Below are 19,606 nucleotides of genomic sequence, written 5' to 3' on the forward strand. Positions count from 1 at the left end.
ATCCTCCAGGAAGGTCGCGTTGTGCGCAGGGGGTCACCATCGTCGCAGAGCACTTCTCGCGGGTGACGATCGGCCGGACGGCGGTGGCGCGGGAGACCCGGCGGCGGGGGCCGGACCAGCGGTCTCTAGCGTTTCGCGGCAGGCGTCGCTCCCAGAGGGGGGCCCGCGCCGGCGCGCAGGAGGACCTCGTCCAGGGCCACGGGACCGGACCGGCTGTCGAGCGCGCACGCGGCGGCCAGCGCGGCAGGAGAGAAGTGCTCGGTGAGCGCCTGGGCCAGCCATCTGCGCGCCAATAGCGGATTGCCACATGCCGAGGCGGCGGCCAGGCCCGCCAGGATCTCGGGTTGCGTATCGGGGTGCGCGATCTGCGCGACACGCTTGGCGAGATTCCAGAGCCCCGCCTGCGCGAACGTGGCCGCCTCCGCCACCCGGGACCGGACGAACGGCTCCCCCGGCGCGAACAGGGGGCGGCGGAAGTCTTCGGTCGACGCCTCGGCGAGGAGCCGGGCGGTCTCCTCGTCGCCGGCGGACACCGCCGCCTCGATCAGCGTGTATGACAGGCCGCCGCTGGACTCACGCTCACGATCCAGGAGTTCGGCCGCCGCGTCACGCGCGCGGTCGGCCCGGCCGATCGCGTAAGCGAGGGAGGCGATCTGGACCGCACTGACCCGCCGGGACTCTGTGTCGCTCCAGGATCGCATCTCGGACATCGCACGAGAGAGGAAGCCGTCGGCCCCCGCCCGCCTGCCGGCGTCGGCCATGACCTGAGCAAGGGTGAGGAACACGGTGATCCTGGTCCCCTTCCCCTTCACCCGCCGGCAGCCCCGGCGAGCCCTGCCGAGCGCCCGTTCGAACGCCGGGCCGTCGTTCAAGGCCAGCGCCGCCTTCGCGACATGGCCGTGGGCGATGGCGCGCGAGAAGGGCTCGGACAGGTGCAGCGCCAGATGGGCGGCCTCGTCGAGCCGTGGCCGCAGGTCCGCTTCGCGACGGTCACCGGACGCCGCGACGATCAGAGAGGTGAGCGCGGCGAGGCGGCCGGACCTTCCCTCGATCCAGGACAGGAACTCCCAGGCGAGGTCGAGGGATCCGAGCCGCGCCGAAGTGGCGACGACATGACAGAGCAGGTCGTCGGTCCCGGGCCAGAGTGGATTTCCCGGGTAGGCCTCCAGCAGTTCCACGATCGTGTCGTGGTCTCCGAGCCGGACGGCCGGTTCGACGGCGGACCATACGACCGCGGAGGTCTCCCAGGAAGCCCGCAGCTGAGCGACCAGGGCCAGCGCCCGCGGCCAGAAGACCGTCGGGGCCAGGAACCTGGCGAGATTCAGGACGGCGCTCCTGTCGAAGTGGCGCAGGCCGTCCAGGAGAGAGAGCGCCCACCGCACATCTCCGGCCTGTCCGGCTCCGAGCGCGACCGCGGAGAGCAGCGGGCCGCGTACCTCCGGTTCCAGGTGGCCTGTACGCCGCCCGACCTCGCTCTGGACGCGTTCACGTCCATGACACAGGGCGGCGGTCGTGATCGCGGCCACCGGCCGGTGGTCGGAGCTCCAGTCCCTGGACGTTCGCGTCATCCGGGTCCGGCGGACATACGCGTCGGCGGCGGTGAGCACGCGCCGCGATCCGGATCCGGGCGCCTTCTTCGCGGCGGCGAGCGCGACGCCGGCCACCTGGTCCTCGTAGGAGAATATGGGGCCGGCCGAAGCGATCGCCTCGATGAGCCGCGCGGCTCCTTCCATGTCCTCCGCCGCGACGCACAGATACGCCTGCTCTATCAGGAAGTCGTCATGTTCGTTGACGTGCAGGATGCTCGTCGGCTCCGCCGGCGACGCGGCGGCCCGGCGGAGGATCTCATCGACGTCCACCGCCATGGGGACGTCCGGCGGGTGGACGACGATGGCTCGCGCGAAGGCGTGACGGGCCACGTCCATACCGGCCAGGGTGGCGGCCTCGGCGGCGCGCCTCAACGCGGCCTGCCCGCGACCGGCGGGAACGGAGTCGTCGAGCGACTCGTGCAGGCGCCGCAGAAGCGCGCGGGCCCGGTCGGTCTCCCCGGCGGTCATGGTGGCGGCGAGAGCGGCATGCGACAACGCCGCGAAACAGGAGGGGTCGATCAGTGCGACCTGGTCGGCGTGTTCCCACATGAGTGCGGCCAGTGACCGGGCGATCGCGAAACGGTGCAGGCGCACGGCCAGAGCCACCATGCGCGCGAGCAGCCCCGCCGACTCGACGTGTCCGGCCCGGTTTCCCCGCGGCCGGACATCGGGGTCCTCCCGCGCCGGCCCATCCGGCCGACCGGCGACGGTGAGGAGGAACCGCACATTCTCGGCTTCGTCGATGCTCCTCTGGTACACGTCCCAGTCGATGCCCGCCAGCCTCTCACGGGCCAGTTCGAGCATCGGCCGGCAACGGGCGGCGCGCCCTGCGGCGAGAGCGGCCTCGGCGACGGCGATCGGCGCCTCGACGCCCCTCACGCGCTCACACAGGTGGGCCAGATGTTCGGCACGGGCCCATGCTCCCGCGTGCGCGTGGGCGATCACGAGATCGAGGGGTACGTCCCGCTCTCCCCGGCGGATCACGTCCACCATGGAGGCGGCCCGTATGGCCTGCCGCAGGTCCTCGGCGCCGGGGCCGAGGAGCAGTCCGAGCCCTTTCCGAAGGTCCTCCATCGCCCGCAGGTCCGACCCGGTGACCAGGCGGAGCAGGGCAAGGCGCTCCGGCGAGGTGAGCAGTGCCACCAGGCGGTCCCTGTCGCCCGCGCGGATCAGCGTCCGTGCGTACTCGTCGGCCAGGCAGCGCGGGGTGTCGTCCGGCCAGCCGGCCGCCTGGTACCGGTCGCCCCAGGTCCGGATGGCCGTCAGGTGCCGATCCAGCATGTGGTGATCCACACCCAGCTCCGTCCCCTCGCGGAGCGCTTCATGGGAGAACGCGTAGCGTCCGCCGTCGTCGATGTCCGCGTGCAGCAGCACACGTCCGGACACCGCGCGGTCGAACACCCGCTGGACGCCGCCCCTGTCCACGTCGAAGCCCTGTTCCCGCAGGAGGCCGGAGCCCTCGGGCGCCGACAGGGGGCCGGCTACGGTGAGGAGCCCCAGCACGAGCCGGGGCAGTCCGTCCTCCGCCGTCAGCAGCCCGGACAGTTCCGCGGCGGCACGGTCGCGGGCCATCCTGGCGTGTTCGCTCGGTTCGAGCTCCACCGCCGTCGCTCCCGCGAGCAAAGGATGATCGGGGGAGACGCGGGCGCCGATCCGGGGATTCGGGCGGCTGAACAGGATCACCCGGGCGGTGTCCGGCACGAACCAGGGCAGGCGCGGGCCGATGGGCCCCGAGGAATCCTCGTCGAGCTCGTCCAGGCCGTCGAGCAGCAGGACCAGGGTGCGATCGTCCGACCGTGACATCTCGGCGGCCCGCCGCCACAGGCCGTCGAAAGCGCCCTTGGGATCGGCGGGGGGCCGTTCGTGCGCGATGGCCGCCAGCTGATCCGTCACGGCCGTCCACAGCTCATGCTCCTGCTGCCCTTCCGGGCGGGACGCGAAGAAGGAGACCACGTCGATCCCCGGTCCGGGATCGGCGGCGAAGGAGGCGGCGAGGCTCGTCTTGCCGGACCAGGGAATCCCGCCGCACAGCAGATAGGGCCCCGGGAAGCGCCGCAGCATCTCCCTTTCCCGCTCCCGGCCGGAAAGCCGCGGGCATCGCGCGGCGATGGCCTCCACCCGGTCGCGGTACCCGGCCCGTCTGCGCGCGGGGGGAAGGTCGAACGAATCGCCCCCCAGCAGCCGGCGCAGGCGGCGGGCGCTGTCGGCCGGTTCGTCGCAGCCGGGGATGGAGACGCGGATGTCGCCGGTGGCGACCCCGAGCTGCTCTGCCAGGAGCATCCGCCGCGAGGAATCCATCCGGACCACGACGCCCACGAATGATCCCTCGACGAAGACGCCCGCGCCGGAGATGCCGATCCACCCGTTCATGTCCTCGAACTGCCGGTTGTCCAGCGGGATCTCCAGCAGCCCGCGCTTGGCGCCGGCGGTGGAGACGGTGCTCTCCACCACCACGCGCTCCCGGAAGCCGCCCCTGCCCGAGGGATGACCACGCCTGGCGTGCCGGGGAAAGCCGATGATCTCGCACCGCGGCCGCGCTGGATGCGCCGGCGTCACCTTGGCCAGAGGCACAGGGACGAACGCCGGAGGTCGTGAATCCTGCCCGAGTTCGAGCAGTGCCAGGTCACCATACGGAGCCCGGCTCGACCACACCGGCCGCGCCGGATGGACCCGCCCGTCGCCGGTTCCCCCGAAGCGCACGTCCACCGATTCCGCCGAACGAGCGCCGCGGGCCACCGCATGGCGGGCGGTGAGCACATGGCGATCGCCGACGCGATGACCGGAAGCCTGGGACCGGTCACCGCCGGGCCACGAGACGAGGAGCTCGACGACCGCGTCGAAACGCGGCCCGGGGGCCGCCACGGCGGCGGCCTACTCGTCGAACTCGTCGACGGGATCCGAGACGTTGATCTCGCGGAGAGGCGTGAGCGTCAGCGTCATCTGCTGGTAGGTGCCGCTGCCGGCCTTCGCGGCCGCCTCGGCCTCCACCACCCAGAACTTCAGGCCCGTGCGCCCCTCCACGTCGCGGGTGCTGGTCACGGACAGCTGAAGCTCGATCGACCCGACCGTGAAAAGGGGAGGGCCGTTCCGGCCGCTGTTCCGCTCGGCCGCCGTGAGCTGCTCTTTGAGGCTCTGGATCCACTCGGTCAGATCGACGCGCTCGACCATGACGAACTCCACCTCTGTCTCGTTGACGGGACAGCCCATGATCCCTCCGCGTCACGTCCGCCTCCAGGAAATGACCGGAATTCGTCAAATGCCGCCGTGCGCCGGACCGCGTACTCCTCATGGGCCGCCCGCGCGACCGGGGGGTGGGCCCGCGGGACTGCGAGGCCGCGAGACCGGGGCGGGTGGGCGCCGATGATCCGCGCGTGCTCCCGGCCGATCGGAAAACGAAAGACCCCCAGGCCGCCGGCCTGGGGGTCTTTCATGTGGTGGGCGATACTGGGATTGAACCAGTGGCCTCTACCGTGTCAAGGTAGCGCTCTCCCACTGAGCTAATCGCCCGTGTCTTCCGTTGAAGCAGAGGTGGAGACGGGATTTGAACCCGTGTACGCGGCTTTGCAGGCCGCTGCCTCGCCTCTCGGCCACTCCACCAGGCGAGGCCTCGTCGCGGCAAGGCCTCTCCGAGCGGACGACGGGATTCGAACCCGCGACCCTCACCTTGGCAAGGTGATGCTCTACCAGCTGAGCCACGTCCGCGTGATCGGCCGGTGAACACCCGGCCTCACGCAGAGAACTCTAGCGAACCGAAGGCCAACTCCCCAAACCGAAGCGCGCCGATCCGCCCGGCGCATCGGGTGATCCGGGCCACGCGCCCGGCGGTCCGTCGCGGCGTCCGGTCCGGGGCGCGGGCGCCGTGGGGGCGCGGCAGGGGAGGCCCTGGGCGGGCGCGGCGGGGGAGGCGCTGGGGCGGGTCATGCTTCGACGCTGGTGGAAGCGTCGCTGGACTACGGTCGAGGACATGGTTGCCGAGTACGTCGCGTGCGACGCCGACATCGCGGCGGTCGCCTCGCTGATCGCCGACCCCACCCGGGCCGCCGTGCTGACCTCCCTGCTGGACGGCCGGGCGCTGGCGGCCGGTGAGCTGGCCCGGCTGGCCGGGGTGAGCCCGGCCACGGCGAGCGCCCACCTGGCCCGCCTGCTGGCCGGCGGGCTGGTCACCGTGGTCAGCCAGGGCCGCCACCGCTACTACCGGCTGTCAGGCCCGGAGGTGGCCGAGGTGCTGGAGGTGCTCGCGCGGGTGAGCCCCCGCCCGCCGGTCCGGTCGCTGCGGCAGTCCCGGCAGGCCCGCCTGCTGGGGGAGGCGCGCACCTGTTACGACCACCTGGCGGGCAGGGCCGGTGTGGAGCTGCTGGCGGCCATGGTCGATGCCGGGCACCTGGCCGGCCGGGACTCCTATGAGATCACCGCGCCGGGCGAGGCGGCGCTGGCCGAGCTCGGCGTCGATCTCGCGGCCGCGCGTGCCGCCCGCCGCAGGTTCGCGCCCGCGTGCGTCGACTGGACCGAGCGCCGTCCGCACCTGGGAGGCGCGCTCGGCGCGGCGATCACCGGGGCGCTGATCGAGCGCGACTGGTATCGGCGGGGGCCGGTACCGCGCCTGCTGGAGGTGACGGAGCTGGGCAGGAAAGGGCTGGCCGCGATGTTGTCCTGTAAGGGGCTAACATCCAATACGCCAGTTACCCGAGCGAGAGAGTGACACCATGCGCGACAACGAGGTCGTGGAGATCGGCCCGGATCCGCTGAGCTTCGCCGACGTCGTCGCGGTCGCCCGCGACGGCGCCGCCGTCCACCTCACCGACGAGGCCCTCACGGCCATGGCCAGGGCCCGGGCGCGCGTCGAGGAGCTCGCCGAGAGCCCCGTCCCGGCCTACGGTGTCTCGACCGGGTTCGGCGCGCTGGCCACCCGTCACATCGACCCCGCGCTGCGCGCGAGGCTCCAGCGCTCGCTCGTCCGCTCGCACGCCGCCGGGTCGGGCCCCGAGGTGGAGGCCGAGGTCGTCCGGGCGATGATGCTGCTGCGCCTGCACACCCTGGCCACCGGGCACACCGGGGTGCGGCCGTCCACCGCCCAGGCCCTGGCCGGCATGCTCAGCGCGGGCATCACCCCCGTGGTGCACGAGTACGGCAGCCTCGGCTGCTCCGGCGATCTGGCCCCGCTGTCCCACGTCGCCCTCGCCCTGATGGGAGAAGGGCCGGTCCGCGACCGCGACGGCGAGCAGCGGACCGCGGCCGAGGCGCTGAAGCGGGCCGGCATCGAGCCTGTCGAGCTCGCCGCCAAGGAGGGCCTCGCCCTGATCAACGGCACCGACGGCATGCTCGGCATGCTCGTGCTGGCGCTGCACGACCTCACCCGGCTGCTCAAGACCGCCGACATCGGCGCCGCCATGAGCGTGGAGGCCCTGCTCGGCACCGACCGGGTGTTCGCCCCCGAACTGCAGGCGCTGCGCCCCCACCCCGGGCAGGCCGCCTCCGCCGCCAACCTGCGCGCCCTGCTGCGCGATTCGGCGATCATGGCCTCGCACCGCGACGACTCCTGCACCCGGGTCCAGGACGCCTACTCGCTGCGCTGCGCCCCGCAGGTCGCCGGCGCCGCCAGGGACACCATGGCGCACGCCGCCACCGTGGCGGGCCGTGAGCTGGCCTCGGCGGTGGACAATCCCGTGGTGCTCGCCGACGGCCGCGTGGAGTCCAACGGCAACTTCCACGGCGCCCCCGTCGGGTACGTGCTCGACTTCCTGGCGATCGCCGTCGCCGACGTCGCCTCGATGGCCGAGCGGCGGACCGACCGCATGCTGGACGTCGCCCGCAGCCACGGCCTGCCCGCATTCCTGGCCGACGACCCCGGCGTCGACTCCGGGCACATGATCGCCCAGTACACGCAGGCGGCCATCGTCTCGGAGCTCAAGCGCCTGGCCGTCCCCGCCAGCGTCGACTCCATCCCCAGCTCGGCCATGCAGGAGGACCACGTCTCCATGGGCTGGTCGGCGGCGCGCAAGCTGCGCCGCTCGGTCGACGGGCTCACGCGGGTGCTCGCCATCGAGATCCTCACCGCCGCCCGCGCCCTCGACCTGCGCGGGCCGCTGGAGCCCGCCCCCGCGACCGGCGCCGTGGTCGCCGCGCTGCGCCAGGAGGTCGCGGGCCCCGGCCCCGACCGGTTCATGGCCCCCGAGATCGAGTCGGTGGCCCGCCTGGTGGCCGAGGGCGGCGTCGTCACGGCCGCCGAGTCGGTGACCGGCCCGCTCGCCTGAGACGCGCATCGCGGGCCGCCCGGCGCACGCGGGAGAATGGACAGGTGTATTTCGCCCACGTCGGAGGCCTGCTGGCCACCGGGCTGCGCGATGTGACCACCGATCTCGGGGCTCTGGACGGGACCGGCTGGTGGGCCGTCGTGGTGACCTACGAAGGCAAGGTCACCTGCGCGCGCTTCGACCAGGTCAGGCGGGCGCCGCTGCCCGCGCCGTCCGGGCCGTGGCCGGCGTCCCTCGAGTGGACCGGCTCGCTGGACCGGCAGGGGTACGAGGACGGCGTGCGGCGGATCCGCGCGTACATCGAGCAGGGCGAGGTCTACCAGGCCAACCTGTGCCGGGTGCTGACCGCCGTGCTCCCGCCCGATTCCGACCCGCTGGTGCTGGCCGGGCGGCTCGCGAGCGGCAACCCCGCGCCGTACGCCGCCGCCGTCCGCGTGCCGGAGCTGACCGTGGTGTCGGCCTCGCCGGAGCTCTACCTGTCCCGGGACGGCGACGTCGTTGCGTCCCGGCCGATCAAGGGAACCGGCGTCACCGCCGGCGACCTGCTCGAAAAGGACCGCGCCGAGAACGTCATGATCGTTGATCTGGTGCGCAACGACCTCGGCAGGGTCGCCCAGGTGGGTTCGGTCACAGTCCCCGCCCTGTGCGAGGTCGAGCAGCACCCCGGCCTGGTCCACCTGGTCTCCACCGTCCGCGCCGAGCTGGCGGCGGGGCAGGGCTGGCCGGAGCTGTTCGCCGCCACCTTCCCTCCCGGCTCGGTGACCGGCGCGCCGAAGTCCTCCGCGGTTCGTATCATCAATGAACTCGAACCAGAGCCGCGGGGGCCGTACTGTGGGGCTGTGGGCTGGGTCGACGCCGACCGTCGGCGGGCCGCGCTGGCCGTGGGCATCCGCACGTTCTGGGTCGAGCACGACCTCATCCGTTTCGGCACGGGAGCCGGCATCACCTGGGGCTCCGATCCGCGGCGCGAGTGGCGCGAGACCGAGCTGAAGGCTTCCCGCCTCATCGCGCTCGCCTCAGGGAGGGCCGTGAGGAAGCAAGAATGGAGATTGGATAGATGAACGTTCCGGTCTGGGTCAACGGCGAACTGCTCGATCCCGCGCAGGCCAGCGTTTCCGTGTTCGACCACGGGCTGATGGTCGGCGACGGCGTGTTCGAGACGATCAAGTGCATGAACGGCGAGTCGTTCGCCCTCACCCGGCATCTGGACCGGCTCAAGCTCTCGGCCGAGCGCCTCGGCCTGCCCGAGCCCGACCTGGACGCGATCGCCGCCGGCGTGCGCGCCTGCCTTTCGGCCGCGCCGCCGTGGCCGCTCGGCCGCATCCGCATCACCTACACCAGCGGCAACGGCCCCCTCGGGTCCGACCGCGGCAACCAGGGCACCAACGCCGTCGTGATCGTGGGCGCGCAGGCCCCGTTCCCCGAGAGCGCCGCGGTGACCGTGGTGCCGTGGCCGCGCAACGAGCGCGGCGCGCTCGCCGGGATCAAGAGCACCTCCTACGGCGACAACGCCAAGGCGCTCGCCTACGCCAAGGAGCGCGGCGGCCAGGAGGCCATCTTCGAGAACCTCGCCGGCGACCTGTGCGAGGGCACGGGCAGCAACATCTTCATCGTCCGCGGCGGCACCCTGATCACGCCCACGCTCGCCTCCGGGTGCCTGGCCGGCGTGACCCGCGCGCTGGTGCTCGAATGGCACGGCGGCGAGGAGGCCGACGTGCCGATCTCGGCGCTGTACGAGGCGGAGGAGGCCTTCCTTACCTCCACCACCCGCGACGTCCAGCCCATCCGGCTGGTGGACGACACCGTGCTCCCCACCGCGCCGGGCCCGATCACCGCCAAGGCGATGCGCGTGTTCGCCGAGCGCGGCGCGGCCGACATCGACCCCTGATCGCCGCGGAGCCGGCGGTCACTCCGGGTAGGACACCTGGGTCTGGGCGTTCAGCTCGGTCATCTTGACGCCCTTGGCGGGGTCGGTGAGCGGGTCGTCGATCGCGATGACGTCCAGCCCCTTGGTGATGTCACTGGAGTAGATGTAGCCGTTGTAGTAGTACGCCGACCATGAGCCGCCGAGCGTGGGCTCGTCGCCGGGGGCGGCGAGCGGCGCCGGGTCGACGTAGGCGATCTCCTTGGGGTGGTCGGCGTCGGTGAGGTCCACCACCGAGACACCGCCCTGGTACCAGGCCTGCACCATGATCGTCTTACCGGGCACGGGGAGCAGCGAGCCGTTGTGCGCCACGCAGTTCTCCGTCGCCGTCTGGTAGCGCGGGATCTTGAAGTACGCCCTGCGCTCCAGCTTGCGGTCCTTGGTGATGTCGTAGACCGCGTCCGCGCCCTTCTCCGGCCCGGTCTTGGCGTCGCAGGCGGGGGCCACGCCGCCGCCGAGCTCGTCGGAGAAGATCACCTGGCCTCCGTCGTTGCTGAACGTCGCCGAGTGCCAGATGGAGAAGTTGTCGGTGTCGGTGATCTGCTGGAGAACCTCCGGCCGTGCCCGGTCGGAGATGTCCATCAGGATGCCGTTGCCGATGCACGCGCCCGCGGCCAGGTCCTTCTCGGGGTACACCGTGATGTCGTGGCAGCCGCTGGTCGCGCCCGGCCGGGTCTCGTCGGCGCCGTCGTGGAACAGCACGGGCTCGGCGACGATCCTCGCCTGCGCGGGCGCGGCCACCGGCACCTCCACGATCGCGATCGTGTCGTGCGGGGGCTTGCAGGTCGAGGAGTTCTCGTCAGGCCCGAACGAGGAGACGTACAGGTAGACCTTGCTGGGATCGTCCTTGGCGGGCACCAGCGTGTGGGTGTGCGAGCCGCACGCCGTGGCCAGCGCCTTGACGTAGCGAGGGTGGGCCTTGTCGGAGATGTCGAAGATCCGGATGCCCTCCCAGCCGCCGAACGGCTCGCCGTGCTCGCTGTCGCACTTGTCGCCGTCCCGCGGGTCGTCCACCGACAGGAACAGCAGGTTGCCGGTGACCGAGATGTCGTTCTGCCCGCCGGGGCACACGACCCGCGTCACCACCTTCGGCTTGGCCGGATCGCTGATGTTGAGGACCGTGAAACCCTCGTAGTTGCCGACGTAGGCGTAGTCGCCTTGGAAGGCCAGGTCGGTTCCCCAGGCGTTCTCGCCGTCGAACGGCGCGGAGGGCGCGACCCGCGCCACGAGCTTGGCGTTGGGGCTGTGCCGGTCGCCCTCGGGGGAGGCGGAGGAGGACGTGGCGGCGGGGCCGGACGGCTTCGCGGTGGCGGCCTGCGGCACCGGCGCCGGATCTCCGGCGCACGCCCCGAGCAGCAGGACCGCGCCCGCCATGGACGCGAACATGCCGATTCGCCGCCTACCCACAATGCCCCCCGAAGTCCATATTGCATATGGGAATGTGTCGCAGTATGGAAGCTATGTCGATCCGGAGCCGGGCGTGTGGGGTTTTTGTAACGGTTGTGCTGGCATCCGGGCTGGCTTCCACCGTGACCGGCTGCGCGGGCGAGACGCCCGACGCGGGTGAGCCCCTCGTCGCCGGCACCGGTGCCCCGGTGATCGTCCCCGGGGCGCCCGGGGATCACGGCCGGACGGCGAAGCCCGGCGAGCGGCTCGGCCGCCCGGGCCCCGGGCCCTCCGCCGCCGACGTCCGCTTCACCGAGCGCATGGTCCCGCACCACCGGCAGGCGCTGGAGATGGCCGGGCTGGCCTCCTCACGCGCCGCGGATCCCGGCGTGCGCCGCCTCGCCGGGCGCGTCTCGGCGGCGCAGCGGCCCGAGATCGACGTGATGACGCGCTGGTTGCGGGCGCTCGGCCGCGAGGCCGCCGCGGGGCACGACGGGCACGGCGCCTCGCCCGGTCCCGACGCCTACGGGATGGCGAGCCTCACGGAGATGAACACGCTGCGCGCCTCGCGCGGGGCGGCCTTCGACACGCTGTTCCTGCGTCTGATGATCAGGCACCACGAGGGGGCGGTGAAGATGGCGGGGGAGGAAATGGCGGGCGGGACCGACCAGATCATGCGCAAGGTGGCCCAGGACATGGCGTCCGGTCAGCGCGTGGAGATCCTCAGAATGCGCGCGCTGATGCGCTAGAAGCCCGGCCGGCAGGCCCGTGGCCGGACCGTGCCGTGGCGCGCGGCGGCCCGGCGGCCCCTGCCGGTCACCTCCGGCGTCCGGCTCTGGCGCGCGTGCTGTGTGAGCGGCGGGAGGTCAGGAGCTCCACAGCATGTTCGTCAGCTCGTCGTCCAGGTCCATGAAGTCGGTCTCGCGACCGGCGGCCACCAGTTCGTAGGTGCGGTGCAGGAACTCGGTCAGCGGTGGCAGCGGGACCTCGAACAGGGCCTGGCCGAAAGGGGAGGTGAGGCTGATGTTGAGCGTCCGCTCGCCGTCCGCCCGCGCCGGCCACACCTGGACGTCTCCGTCGCCCACCCGCCTGACGATGCCGACGGTCAGCAGCTCGCGGGCGAAGATCCACTCGACCGGTTCGTCGTTCCCCACGTGGAAGGCCATCCGGATGGCGTAGGGGTCGTCGGCCGTGTAGCTCAGACCGGCGAGCAGGGGGACGGTCGTACGGTCGGGGACCACAAGTCGAAGGCCCAGCTCGGCAGAGACGGTGGCGTTCATCGTCAGCCAAACCTTTCGTCGGTGGGTCCCCTGCGCGGGGCTTGGGTTGCGGTGCTCTGAAGGACTTCGTCCGGAGCTGTGTCTGCGGAACGAAGAGACCTGCAGGAGAGATTCCGCTCCTGGGCCCTTCTGTAACGCATATCACAGCGCGACATTTGCGCCTCTACCTGGTCAAACATCGCTTAGAGGTGCGTGTTTGCGAGGGTTTTAGCTGTCGTCCGGCCGTCCTACTGGGCATCTGCGGGTGTGTCGGAGTAAAGATCATAAGTGGTGCGATTCGGATGAGTATGGGGCATGACGATGCTATGACAACAGGGTGCCGCGCCGCCGGACTCCTGGGAACCTTTCGGGATCGGATCTTCGTCTCGCTTCGCCAGGACCCCCTGGGGTGAGGTATGGTTTTCTCCGTCGGCAAGACCCCCGAGCGGGGGTCACGCCAGCACGAGGGCGATTAGCTCAGCGGGAGAGCGCTTCGTTCACACCGAAGAAGTCACTGGTTCGATCCCAGTATCGCCCACCACGTCAGAGGCCGCTTCCCTTTCGGGGAAGCGGCCTTTTTGATCTTCCGAGTGACCACGCTCCGTCCTCAGTCCTCCAACGCCCGCAGTTGCCCTCACTCGGTCACCGGCACCTCTTCCACCACACGACTTTGCCGGTGCCACAGGCGCCGGGGTCGACTCCCCGTGCGGTGGTGAGGCGTTCGACGATGCCCAGCCCGCGGCCGCCCTCGTCGTCCAGGCTCGTTCGACGTCGCATGCTGGAATGCGTGGAACCCGCGCCTCAACGACCGCTCCGTCAACGCCGACGTGCCGAGGCTCGCCGAGATGGAAGATTCCGCTTGTTGATTCCTATCCGACCTTGAGGGCCAGCTTCCCGACGTAGTGATCGTTCAGGGCGCGATGCGCGTCTGCGACTCGCTCCATCGGGAAGGTCCGGGCGATGTGGACCTCGAAGGAGCTCGCCTCGATGATCGCGTTCAGCCGATCGGTGGCGGTGCGATCCCCGTCGTGGTGGAGCACCTTCGCGGCCGGTGACGTAACGGGATCGGGCACGACACCGTTCGGCCACGCGATCCGTCCCGAGTCCTTGACCGCGCGAAGAGACCGTTCGGCGGTCTCGCCTCCCGCGGTGACCAGAGCCGCGTCGAGCCCGCCTGGTGCGAACTCCGATGCCGCCGCCAGCACATCGACTTTGCGACCGTCGATGGCGTCGTCGGCGCCCAGCCGCCGGGTCAGGGCGACACCGTCGTCACCAGAGGCCACGGCCAACACCCGGATGCCGCTGTGCCGCGCCAGCTGCACGGCCATGTGCCCGACACCCCCGCTGGCCCCGAAGACCATGAGCGTCTCGTCCGGCCGCAGGCCGAGCAGGTCGAGGCCGCTCAGCGCGGTCAGGGCATCCCAAGCCATCGCGCCGGCCTGTTCGGTCGGCATCCGGTCGGGCACGCGTGCCACGAACTCCGCCTCGACGACGCCGTACTCGGCGTAGAAGCCGCCACGCGACGCCGGCATCGTCGAAGCGTAGACACGCTCGCCCACCTCGAACCGGGTGACGTTGCGCCCGACCGCGGCCACCGTGCCCGCCGCGTCCCAGCCGAGGACATAGGGGAAGGTCGACGCGATGCCGAAGACACCGTCGTAGTGCCCCTCCCGCTCGACCGCGTCCCAGGACGCGGCCCCCGCGTACTCCACCCGGATGAGGACGTCGTCGTCGCCGACCTCCGGGCGCGGTATCCGGCGCGACGAGAGCTCGTCGATTCCGCCGAACCGGTCAAGGACGACCGCGTTCATCTGCGGCACCACGCGCGCGCCGCTCGCTGCGCCCTGAACTCCGCCGTCCATCGGCCCTCCTTGTTTTTACTTGAGTGACTCAAGGACATTGGACCATGATTACTTGAGTGAATCAAGCAATCTCTCTAGACTGGGAGCCATGGCGCTGCCGAACAGACCCGTGACCACCTCATCCGAGGCCGAGGCCGTCTTGTTCGACCTGGTCGACGTGTATGACCGCGCCTACGAGGCGGCCGCGGCCGAGCTGTCGCTCAGCCCGGCGCAGGCATGTGTGCTCGGGCGACTCGATGAGCTACGCGGCATGGGCGCCCTGGCCGAGGAGCTCGGCTGCGATGCCTCCAACATCACCCAGATCGTCGCGCGCCTCGAAGCGCTCGGCCTCGTGACCCGCGAACCGGATCCCCGGGACCGCCGCGCACGACTCGTCGCGCGAACCCCCCGAGGAGACGAGACCAACCACCGGTTCGCGACAGCCTTCACCTTCGCCCGCACGGCGGTCGGACGACTCTCACCCGACGAACAGGACCAGTTGACAGCGCTGCTGCGAAAAGCACTGGGCTGACACGCACCCGCAGCCCCACCCGACCGAGGCGGATCCAGCGGCTTCAGCGGACGTCCCGAGGCGGTCAAGGCTGGACGACCCGATCCGATGCCGTCACGGTCATGTCGGCGGCGGCCTTCGGGATCACGTCCACTTCCCTGACGTGACCGGCCCCGGTTTCGGGATGATCGGGCGGAGAGGTGCGTGGTCCCGGACAAGTCATGATTCTCGCAAGCGGGTTAGGGTTCGCGGCATGTCTTTCAGTGCTGCGGCTTCGGCGCGGGCGGATCTGGTGCTGGCCAACGCGCGGGTCGGTCTGGGGGGCGCGCCGCGGCAGGTGCTGATCGCCGGGGGACGGGTGGCCGAGGTGCGCGCGGAGCCGTCCGGGGTACGGGGCGCCGAGGTCGTGGATCTGCAGGGGGCCACGCTCTTACCCGGGCTGTGGGACGCGCACGTGCACAGCGTGCAGTGGGCCCAGGCCCGGCGGCGGATCGACCTGAGCGGCGCGCGTTCGGCGCGGGAGGCCGCGGCCCTGGTGGCACAGAGCCCGCGCACGCCGGAGCCGGTCATGGGGTTCGGCTTCCGCGACGCCCTGTGGCCCGACCGGCCGCACAAATCGCTGCTCCCCGCCACCCATCCCGTCGTGCTGATCAGCAACGACCTGCACATGATCTGGCTCGGTCCCGCCGCACTCGCCCTCATCGGCAGGCCGGACCATCCGAACGGCGTGCTGCGTGACGGCGAGTGCTACGACGCGCTGGCCGCGCTGCCGGCGCCTCCCACTGCGCGGCTGGACGCGTGGGTGGCCGAGGCCACCGCCGCGGCCGCGGAGCTCGGCGTGGTCGGCCTGCGGGACTTCGAGTTCGCCGACAACGTCACCGACTGGACGCGCAGGGCCGGCGAGCGGGACGTCGCCGTGCGCGTCGCCTGCTCGATCCCGCGGAACCGGCTGGAGGAGGCGATCGCCCGCGGCCTGCGCACCGGTGACCCGGTGCCCGGTTCGGACGGGCTGCTGGAGGTGGGCCCGGTGAAGATCTTCCTGGACGGTTCGCTCAACACCCGCACCGCCTACTGCGACGACCCGTACCCGGGCTCGGCGGGACACGGGCGGCTGGAGATGTCGCCGGAGGAGCTGGCCGAGACGATGGCGCTGGCCGCCCGGCACGGCCTGCACCCGGCCGTGCACGCCATCGGCGACCTCGCGGCCTCGATCGCGCTCGACGCCTTCGAGCTCGTCGGCTGCCCGGGGCGCATCGAGCACGCACAGTTGGTCCGGGCGGGTGACTTCCCCAGGTTCGCCCGGCCAGGGCTGGTCGCCTCGGTGCAGCCGGCGCACGCCCCCGACGACCGGGAGGTCGCCGACGACCAGTGGCGGGGCCGCACCTCACGGGCGTTCGCGTACGCGGGCCTGCTCGCGGCGGGCGCGAGGCTGGAGCTCGGCTCCGACGCGCCGGTCTCGCCGCTCGACCCCTGGGACGGCATCGCCTCGGCGGTGGCCAGGACCGACGACGAGCGCCCGCCGTGGCATCCCGAGCAGGCCATCCCGCTGCGGGACGCGCTCGCGGCGGCCGCCGGGGGGCGCACCGGTGTCAGGGCGGGCGACCCGGCCGACCTGATGGTCCTGGAACGGGACCCGTCCCTCCTCGGCCCGCGGGAGCTGCGCCGCCCGGCGGTGCTCGGGACGCTGCTCGGCGGCCGCTGGACGCACCGGCGGGGGATCTGAGCGGCCGAACGGCGTTGACATAACTCCATAGTTTACCTACCTTTTTAATAGGTAAATTGGAGGTGGCCGTGAGCGCGGTGACGGTGGCCGGCCGGCCGATGCCGGATCTGACGGCGGATCTGACGGCGGGGAGACCGCTCGGCGGCCTTCCCGTGCTCGTGCGGGGGATGGGGCCAGGGCTCGCCGAGGCCCTCTCGCCGCTCACCGAGGGATACGGCGGGCGGTTCACCCAGAACCGCGGCGGAGAGGTGGTCTACCTGCCGTCGGGCGCCGAACCGCTGATCTACCTGGGCTCGGGCCGCGGCGTGCCCTGCCACGCCGCGATCGCCTACCGGCCGCACTGCGCGACCGTGCCCGAGCCTCGCTTCGCCGCGCCCGGTGCGCTGCCGCGCGGGCCGGCGCACTTCCGGCGCGAGGTGTGGCCGCTGGTGGCCAAGGACCTCGCCTTCGCGTACTACCGCGAACTGCTCACCGCGCACCCTGAGCGGGCCCGGATGACCTGGGCGGAGTTCGCCCCGGCCTACGCCGCGGAGGAATGGGGGAGCAAGGCCGCCCGCGCGCTGATCAGGAACGCCGTGCCGCGCTTCGCCGACCGGCTCGATTTCGACCGGCTCGACCGCCCGCTCGGCGGGATCCGGTTCGGAGACCGTGCCGGCCTGCAGCGCTGGACGCGCGGCTACCTCGACGCCGACCTCACCCGGCGCGCCGATCCGTCCTTCGGCGCCGATCTCGCCCTCGCTCGCGCCCTGAGCCAGGCCCGCGACGCGCTGGCCGGAACGCGCCACGCGGACCCCTGGCTGGACGGCTTCACCCGTTTCGTCGCCGAGGGGCCGCCCGCCGCGCGACTGGTGGAACTGCGCGCGCTGGCCGCCGCCGGGGTCGTGATGTTCCTCGGCGCGAACCTGCAGGTGCGGCCGCATGGGCGTGAGGAGGTGTGGCGGGTGTCCGGCTCCGCCTGGCCCGGCACGGTGGAGGTCCACGCCGTCCTGGACGCGCGCGACATCGTGGACAGGCAGGAGGAGTACCGGTGAGACTCCTGTCGCCCGGTCTTGACAAGACTCTTCTATAAGAGTCGGATCCGGGGATTACAGAGTTCTTGAAGCACGCGCGCCCATCATGAGGGCGGCGTTTCCGCGTGGAGCGCCCTTGCTGACCTTGGAGGCTCCCCATGACGGAACTCGTGTACCTGTCCGACCCGCGAATCGCGGCACTCCCGGTGAAGGAGTGCGGCGAGCCGCTGGTGGACCTGCGCACCTTGAGCGACATCCGCGTCGACGGCCGCCTCGCCGACGCCGAAGGCGCGTACGCGCACGTGAGAAAGAGCGTGGCAGACCGGCTCGTGGCGGCGCAGACCCGGCTGCCGCACGACCTGCGGTTGCTGGTCGTGGAGGGCCTGCGCCCGTACGCGTTGCAGCAGGACTATTTCTCCGACTCCCAGGTCCGGCTGAGAGCCGCGAACCCGGAATGGGACGACGAGCGCACCTTCAAGGAGGCCAGCAAGTTCGTCTCGCCGCCCGACGTCGCGCCGCACGTCAGCGGGGGAGCGGTGGATCTCACTCTGTGCACCGCGCAGGGCGAGGAGCTCCCGATGGGCACCCAGGTCAACGCGACCCCACCGGAGAGCGACGAGGCGTGCTACACCGCCTTCGAGGGCATCTCCGCGCGGGCGCGCGACAACCGCGTCACCCTGGGGGACGCCCTCGCCTGGGCGGGGTTCGTCAACTACCCCACCGAGTGGTGGCACTGGTCCTACGGGGACCGCTACTGGGCCTTCCTCACCGGCACCGCCTCCGCCCGGTACGGTCCCGGCGAGGCGGCCGGCGCCTGAGCCCTCGCCGCTGAAAATTTCACCTCGCGCGCGGGGCGTCCTCGCGGAACGCGCGGTCGCCGCGCCGCCCCCGCGCGAGGGGTTGACCCCCTCCGGCGCGGGTGCGTTGATGCGACAGGGCGCATCTCGCCCCCCATGTCGCACGGCGGGGGATCCACGGCCGTGATCGCGCCGCCCGGAACCCGGCCGCACACCTTCTCACCGGCCGCCGCCGGTCGGCGGTCCCGCGCACCGGTCCCGCCGTCTCGCGTGCCACTGATCGAGAAAGGTGACCCATGCGGTTGACCAAACGCTGGGCGGCGGCGGTCGCGGTGGCGGCGGCGCTGCTCATCGCGCCGGCCTCGCCCGCCGAGGCGGCTCCCGTCCCGCCCCCCTCGCCAAGGCCCTCGCCGACCTTCCCCGACACCCGGCCGCCGTCCCAGCCGACCGGCCTCTGGGAGTGCGTGGCGGACTTCACCAACGCGGTGCCGTTCTGCTGGAAGCCCTCCACCGACAACGTCGCCGTCGTCGCCTACGACGTCTACATGCTGCAGGGCGACGCGTTCGCCCGCGTCGGCACGGTGACGGTGACCCCCGCCAACGCCGACCGGCCCTACTACGCCCAGACGAACCTGGTGGGGGGCAGGCTCTACACCTTCTACGTGGTCGCCAAGGACGCGGCGGGCAACCAGAGCGTCCCCTCCCCGCAGTACACGGCCCGCGCCCAGCAGGGACTTCCGGCGCCGAGCCCCACGCCGACCCTCTCGCCCACGCCGACGCGTTTCCCCACGCCCACTCCTTCGCCCACGCCCACTCTTTCGCCCACGCCGACGCGTTTCCCCACGCCCACTCCTTCGCCCACGCCCACTCTTTCGCCCACGCCGACGCGTTTCCCCACACCGACGCCCACGCCCACGCCTTCCCCCACCCCCACGCCCTCGCCGTCACCGGACTGCCTGGTGACCTACTCGGCGGTCGACTGGGGCACGGGCTTCTCCGCGAGCCTGCGCGTCACCAACGCGGGCGCGGTCCCGATCAGGAACTGGACCATGCGGCTCGCCTTCTCGGGGAACCAGCGGGTCACCTCGGCCTGGAACGCGACCGCGACGCAGGCGCCACCATGGGTCTCCTTCGCGAGCCCGGCCTGGCAGCCGGTGGTCGACCCTGGACGAAGTTTCTGGTTCGGGTTCAACGCCTCCTACAGCGGCGCCAACGACAGGCCGACCGGGTTCCTCCTCAACGGTGTGCCGTGCGCGGTGACGTTCGCGTGATCCAACCGCGCGCGAATTTACGCGCGCGGAAATATTAGAGGGAA

General features: G+C 71.9%; 16 protein-coding genes and 4 tRNA genes. 11 read left to right on the forward strand and 9 right to left on the reverse strand.

Annotated elements, in window-relative coordinates:
• Positions 1 to 125: 125 nt before the first annotated feature.
• From ACFO60_RS21605 to ACFO60_RS21625, 5 genes are all read right to left on the reverse strand, one after another.
• Entirely contained in the window at positions 126 to 4,451 is a 4,326-nt protein-coding gene (locus tag ACFO60_RS21605; protein ID WP_380842792.1) for a trypsin-like peptidase domain-containing protein, read from the reverse strand.
• A 9-nt stretch (positions 4,452 to 4,460) separates the two neighbouring features.
• On the reverse strand, positions 4,461 to 4,796 hold the full coding sequence (locus tag ACFO60_RS21610; RefSeq protein ID WP_380842794.1) for a trypco2 family protein: 336 nt from the start codon (positions 4,794 to 4,796) through the stop codon (positions 4,461 to 4,463).
• A gap of 225 nt (positions 4,797 to 5,021) precedes the next feature.
• Positions 5,022 to 5,096, reverse strand: a tRNA-Val gene (locus ACFO60_RS21615).
• A gap of 19 nt (positions 5,097 to 5,115) precedes the next feature.
• Positions 5,116 to 5,186, reverse strand: a tRNA-Cys gene (locus ACFO60_RS21620).
• Between the two features lie 32 nt (positions 5,187 to 5,218).
• Positions 5,219 to 5,291, reverse strand: a tRNA-Gly gene (locus ACFO60_RS21625).
• A gap of 262 nt (positions 5,292 to 5,553) precedes the next feature.
• Here ACFO60_RS21625 and ACFO60_RS21630 point away from each other — a divergent pair.
• The 4 genes from ACFO60_RS21630 to ACFO60_RS21645 are packed head-to-tail and all read left to right on the forward strand — an operon-like array spanning position 5,554 to position 9,728.
• A complete protein-coding gene (locus tag ACFO60_RS21630) occupies positions 5,554 to 6,288 on the forward strand; it encodes an ArsR/SmtB family transcription factor (RefSeq protein ID WP_380842796.1) in 735 nt (244 codons plus the stop codon).
• 4 nt (positions 6,289 to 6,292) lie between these two features.
• Positions 6,293 to 7,840, forward strand: coding sequence for a histidine ammonia-lyase (hutH, locus tag ACFO60_RS21635; RefSeq protein ID WP_380842798.1), 1,548 nt, complete (start codon positions 6,293 to 6,295; stop codon positions 7,838 to 7,840).
• A gap of 44 nt (positions 7,841 to 7,884) precedes the next feature.
• Positions 7,885 to 8,901: a chorismate-binding protein gene (locus ACFO60_RS21640; RefSeq protein ID WP_380842800.1), complete on the forward strand. Its 1,017-nt coding sequence runs from the start codon at positions 7,885 to 7,887 to the stop codon at positions 8,899 to 8,901.
• Complete coding sequence (locus ACFO60_RS21645; protein WP_380842802.1) at positions 8,898 to 9,728, forward strand: aminotransferase class IV; 831 nt, start codon at positions 8,898 to 8,900, stop codon at positions 9,726 to 9,728. The genes ACFO60_RS21640 and ACFO60_RS21645 overlap by 4 nt, the downstream gene beginning before the upstream one ends.
• 18 nt (positions 9,729 to 9,746) lie before the next feature.
• On the opposite strand, the gene ACFO60_RS21650 is transcribed toward ACFO60_RS21645, so the two are convergent.
• Positions 9,747 to 11,138 carry an LVIVD repeat-containing protein gene (locus tag ACFO60_RS21650; protein ID WP_380842804.1) on the reverse strand — a complete coding sequence of 464 codons (1,392 nt, stop codon included), beginning with the start codon at positions 11,136 to 11,138 and terminating at the stop codon, positions 9,747 to 9,749.
• Between the two features lie 128 nt (positions 11,139 to 11,266).
• Here ACFO60_RS21650 and ACFO60_RS21655 point away from each other — a divergent pair, with 128 nt between their 5' ends.
• Entirely contained in the window at positions 11,267 to 11,899 is a 633-nt protein-coding gene (locus tag ACFO60_RS21655; RefSeq protein WP_380842806.1) for a DUF305 domain-containing protein, read from the forward strand.
• 117 nt (positions 11,900 to 12,016) lie between these two features.
• Here ACFO60_RS21655 and ACFO60_RS21660 read toward each other — a convergent pair whose 3' ends face one another.
• On the reverse strand, positions 12,017 to 12,430 hold the full coding sequence (locus tag ACFO60_RS21660; protein WP_380842808.1) for an SsgA family sporulation/cell division regulator: 414 nt from the start codon (positions 12,428 to 12,430) through the stop codon (positions 12,017 to 12,019).
• Positions 12,431 to 12,875: 445 nt separating this feature from the next.
• On the opposite strand from ACFO60_RS21660, the gene ACFO60_RS21665 reads away from it, so the two are divergent.
• Positions 12,876 to 12,950 (forward strand) — tRNA-Val (locus ACFO60_RS21665).
• A 101-nt stretch (positions 12,951 to 13,051) separates the two neighbouring features.
• Here ACFO60_RS21665 and ACFO60_RS21670 read toward each other — a convergent pair.
• Both ACFO60_RS21670 and ACFO60_RS21675 read right to left on the reverse strand, forming a co-directional pair.
• Complete coding sequence (locus ACFO60_RS21670) at positions 13,052 to 13,186, reverse strand: hypothetical protein (protein WP_380842809.1); 135 nt, start codon at positions 13,184 to 13,186, stop codon at positions 13,052 to 13,054.
• Positions 13,187 to 13,278: 92 nt separating this feature from the next.
• Positions 13,279 to 14,271, reverse strand: coding sequence for a quinone oxidoreductase family protein (locus tag ACFO60_RS21675; protein ID WP_380842811.1), 993 nt, complete (start codon positions 14,269 to 14,271; stop codon positions 13,279 to 13,281).
• An 88-nt stretch (positions 14,272 to 14,359) separates the two neighbouring features.
• Here ACFO60_RS21675 and ACFO60_RS21680 point away from each other — a divergent pair, with 88 nt between their 5' ends.
• The 5 genes from ACFO60_RS21680 (at position 14,360) to ACFO60_RS21700 (ending at position 19,562) form a co-directional block, all read left to right on the forward strand.
• Complete coding sequence (locus tag ACFO60_RS21680) at positions 14,360 to 14,782, forward strand: MarR family winged helix-turn-helix transcriptional regulator (protein WP_380842813.1); 423 nt, start codon at positions 14,360 to 14,362, stop codon at positions 14,780 to 14,782.
• A gap of 232 nt (positions 14,783 to 15,014) precedes the next feature.
• Positions 15,015 to 16,484 carry an amidohydrolase gene (locus tag ACFO60_RS21685; protein ID WP_380842815.1) on the forward strand — a complete coding sequence of 490 codons (1,470 nt, stop codon included), beginning with the start codon at positions 15,015 to 15,017 and terminating at the stop codon, positions 16,482 to 16,484.
• Positions 16,485 to 16,552: 68 nt separating this feature from the next.
• Positions 16,553 to 17,515 carry a hypothetical protein gene (locus ACFO60_RS21690; protein ID WP_380842817.1) on the forward strand — a complete coding sequence of 321 codons (963 nt, stop codon included), beginning with the start codon at positions 16,553 to 16,555 and terminating at the stop codon, positions 17,513 to 17,515.
• Between the two features lie 137 nt (positions 17,516 to 17,652).
• Complete coding sequence (locus tag ACFO60_RS21695; protein WP_380842819.1) at positions 17,653 to 18,312, forward strand: M15 family metallopeptidase; 660 nt, start codon at positions 17,653 to 17,655, stop codon at positions 18,310 to 18,312.
• Between the two features lie 275 nt (positions 18,313 to 18,587).
• Positions 18,588 to 19,562 carry a cellulose binding domain-containing protein gene (locus tag ACFO60_RS21700; RefSeq protein ID WP_380842821.1) on the forward strand — a complete coding sequence of 325 codons (975 nt, stop codon included), beginning with the start codon at positions 18,588 to 18,590 and terminating at the stop codon, positions 19,560 to 19,562.
• Positions 19,563 to 19,606 lie beyond the last annotated feature (44 nt).

It is taken from the genome of Sphaerisporangium dianthi, assembly GCF_042654065.1.
In the GTDB taxonomy this organism is placed as follows: Bacteria; Actinomycetota; Actinomycetes; order Streptosporangiales; family Streptosporangiaceae; genus Sphaerisporangium; species Sphaerisporangium dianthi.

Bases quoted from the DNA above. Each gene is read 5' to 3' on its own strand.
- ACFO60_RS21660 (WP_380842808.1), bottom strand. From the start codon at position 12,430: ATGAACGCCACCGTCTCTGCCGAGCTGGGCCTTCGACTTGTGGTCCCC.
- hutH (WP_380842798.1), top strand. From the start codon at position 6,293: ATGCGCGACAACGAGGTCGTGGAGATCGGCCCGGATCCGCTGAGCTTC.
- ACFO60_RS21675 (WP_380842811.1), bottom strand. From the start codon at position 14,271: ATGGACGGCGGAGTTCAGGGCGCAGCGAGCGGCGCGCGCGTGGTGCCG.
- ACFO60_RS21685 (WP_380842815.1), top strand. From the start codon at position 15,015: ATGTCTTTCAGTGCTGCGGCTTCGGCGCGGGCGGATCTGGTGCTGGCC.
- ACFO60_RS21645 (WP_380842802.1), top strand. From the start codon at position 8,898: ATGAACGTTCCGGTCTGGGTCAACGGCGAACTGCTCGATCCCGCGCAG.
- ACFO60_RS21670 (WP_380842809.1), bottom strand. From the start codon at position 13,186: ATGCGACGTCGAACGAGCCTGGACGACGAGGGCGGCCGCGGGCTGGGC.
- ACFO60_RS21680 (WP_380842813.1), top strand. From the start codon at position 14,360: ATGGCGCTGCCGAACAGACCCGTGACCACCTCATCCGAGGCCGAGGCC.
- ACFO60_RS21650 (WP_380842804.1), bottom strand. From the start codon at position 11,138: ATGGCGGGCGCGGTCCTGCTGCTCGGGGCGTGCGCCGGAGATCCGGCG.
- ACFO60_RS21700 (WP_380842821.1), top strand. From the start codon at position 18,588: ATGCGGTTGACCAAACGCTGGGCGGCGGCGGTCGCGGTGGCGGCGGCG.
- ACFO60_RS21695 (WP_380842819.1), top strand. From the start codon at position 17,653: ATGACGGAACTCGTGTACCTGTCCGACCCGCGAATCGCGGCACTCCCG.
- ACFO60_RS21630 (WP_380842796.1), top strand. From the start codon at position 5,554: ATGGTTGCCGAGTACGTCGCGTGCGACGCCGACATCGCGGCGGTCGCC.
- ACFO60_RS21610 (WP_380842794.1), bottom strand. From the start codon at position 4,796: ATGGGCTGTCCCGTCAACGAGACAGAGGTGGAGTTCGTCATGGTCGAG.